At 44.8% G+C, this 2,883-nt stretch carries 1 protein-coding gene and 1 pseudogene; both read right to left on the reverse strand.

Annotated features, from left to right (window positions below; all coding sequences use genetic code 11):
- Window positions 1-1,313, reverse strand: a pseudogene (locus D1151_RS16195) (hypothetical protein); the annotation flags it as partial.
- Between the two features lie 202 nt (window positions 1,314-1,515).
- Window positions 1,516-2,883 (reverse strand): helicase-related protein (locus tag D1151_RS16200; RefSeq protein ID WP_330588378.1); only part of this gene is annotated, 1,368 nt, incomplete at its 5' end.

Genomic DNA, 2,883 nt, shown 5'->3' on the forward strand with positions numbered 1-2,883 from the left:
CGCTCCTCAACATGAAGGCTTTCATCAATAGCGCTAAGCCGGTTACTCATAGCCTCCTCAACCCTATCCTCCAGTTCTGACCCTGTGTACCCTTCCTGTATTTCTGCCAGCCTGATTGCCATCTCAAGGCTCTGCCTGCTTTCTTCATCCATGTCCTCTATAAAAGTACTGCGATTTGTGCCTGGCGTAATATATGCAATAGGTTTTCCATCAGCCATCTGGTTCATTTTCATATCAAAAATCATCGACGGCAAATTCCCTCTTTCACCGTTATAATATTCTTCTACGTACATATTTTTCATTTCCTCATCACTATAGCCAATGGCCTGCAGTGCTCTTCTGTATTCCTCTGCTACCTGCTCTTTTGTTACTCCATCTTTGAGCACTGGATTGATAAAGCCAGTGTACGCAATATTGCACCGTTCTTCTGGAAATTGATAGAGTTTTTCATATGCAGCCATGAGTTCTATCGGCATTTTAGAGAAATCTTGCTCTACCGCTAATGCCTCATTTTCCGGCAAATCCGGAAACGCGATATATCCATCCGCCCCAAATTCAGCCTCAAAACGGTCAATATCACGCATTGACTCCCTGTCGATATAATCGTCCTCAACTTTCTGCCTTGACGGTCTTTCATCATATTCAAAGATGTTGCGTAAATCATCGTTGACCATTACATAATGAAAATCTTCATCTTCCTGTTGTTGTATAGCCCGTCCCATCACATAATGGTCATTTTCAATCTGCCACTCTTCAACCTTGATGCATTCCTGCCCTCCAATCGTGATCAGCTCTTCGCTTTCCTCTTCCAACTGCAGATACTGCATCAAATCATGGCAAAACTGTTCTGGCATAATGTCATACTCTATACGCTGCCCAACCCAGCTGCCACGGGTTCCATTTATGCCGTTCATCAATTTTATGGCACGACCGCCCGCAGCCTGCCACTGATGCAGATTTGTAGAATAGTCATCCAGCAATGTATCAGCTACACTAATTCCTCCCGGAACATACTCCGACTTATCTTTTCCACATGGTAAAAAGACTCTGTGCTCCGAATCAACTTCCGGAAGATATTGATCTAGCCACGCATTTTTCTCTGTAAGTGCATATGGACTATCTTCCAGTACTGCAGACAGTACGTATACTTCCATATCTGATGCCTGCATAAACTGCCTGGCTCCTTCAATCACATTTTCATGTGGATTTAATTCGGCATAATATCCCTTTTCATATAAAGTTTCCATGGTGTCTACTGGTGTAAATACTGCCAGCGTACCATCCATATCAATAAAAAGTCTTCGCTTTTCCATAACTTTCTCCCTCCTTTTAAGCAAATAAAAAGACGATTGACTTCATTCGTCTTTCGTCTCAAACTATTCCTATAGGCATCGGCATATATCGTGCCGGTGTCATCGCTGGGGTTGCAGGGGTGCAGATCCCCTGCATATAAAAGGCAGGACATTGCGTCCTGCCCATACAGTTATCTCCTATCAATATATTTCTTCTGCTCTATCATTCAATCTCACATTCATCGTTAGCTCGTATAGATACTTCTGCAAACTTAACCTGTTCTTTAAGCCATTCTGCATCCGTCTGCTCAACTGCACTTGATACATATCCTTGCTTCAAAATCACGTCCTCCACAATATACTGCGGGATCATTTCATCGCCGACATATAAGCACCGCTCGTTAAATTGACTGTCAAAGCCTCTGTCATACAGACTATAATAGGTATCTTCACCCTCTTTTTCGATCAGGACGTACCCGTTGGTATAGTTGTACGCATATGCTTCCTTCGTCGCTTCCGGCTCACGAGGCTCTTCACGTTGTAATTCAGCAGTCAATTTTTCAAGTCTCGCTTCTTTCTCGGCAAGTTCGTCAGTATAGGCAAACTCTCTTTGCAGTTCCTTTTCGATTCGCTTCATCTGCTCAGAAAGCTGCTCCATTTTCTTTTGGGATTCCATTTCCAGGTTTTCTATATCTCCCAACTTTTCATCAATCCTGGATATGATCGTTCCTGGCTCAGCACCGCGATCCAAATTGTGTAATCCGCTGCCATGCAGCCGCAGGCGATACCTCCCGTCATAAAAACTGGTCTCCAGATCAAAGCCTCTATAGTTTCCGATCCGCTCCCATCGGTCGCTGTCTTTATATTTTACAGTCAGATCATAAATCGCTTCCCCCGCCATAGCAGGTTCCGTAAACCGGATACCGGCAACAGTTATTTCAAACGGCTCATCCTGATGTCCAGAGAGCTGCACCAGATCCTGCGTATAATTTTCGTGCCGTTGCGCAACTTCCTTATACTCTGCCGGAAGGTTTCGCAGCAGCTGGTTCTGCAGACGGTAACGCTCATCGTCAAAATTCTGTTTCAGCATCTTCAGCTGGTTGACGCTGTTTTGCAGTTCCATCTGCTCCTTAATCCTGTCATCACTGCAGCAAAGGGCTTTTGTCTCGGCATATTCAAATGCACGTATGTCAATATCTTCGCACCGTCTTGCCGGATTTTTACTGGTCATGATCTGGCTGATACCTCGTTGCTTTGTTTCCAGCGTCTGCCAAGAGTAAGCATCGAAAGTATTCTCCGTCACGTACTTGTAGATATATACCTTTTTATTTGTGTTGCCCTGTCTGATCAGTCGGCCATTTCTTTGCTCAAGATCCGCTGGTCTCCATGGTACATCCAAGTGATGAGCCGCAATCAGCCGTGTCTGTACGTTCATCCCAGCGCCCATCTTCTGAGTACTGCCAAGCAAAAACCGCACGCGCCCGCTTCTGACCTTGGAAAAAAGGTCCTCCTTGGCACTTTCCGTATTATAGTCATGGATGAAAGCGATTTCATCTTCTGGAACACCTTCCGACATCAATCCCGTCTTAAC

This window comes from Emergencia sp. 1XD21-10, from assembly GCF_009936045.1.
Lineage (GTDB): Bacteria > Bacillota > Clostridia > Peptostreptococcales > Anaerovoracaceae > Senimuribacter > Senimuribacter intestinalis.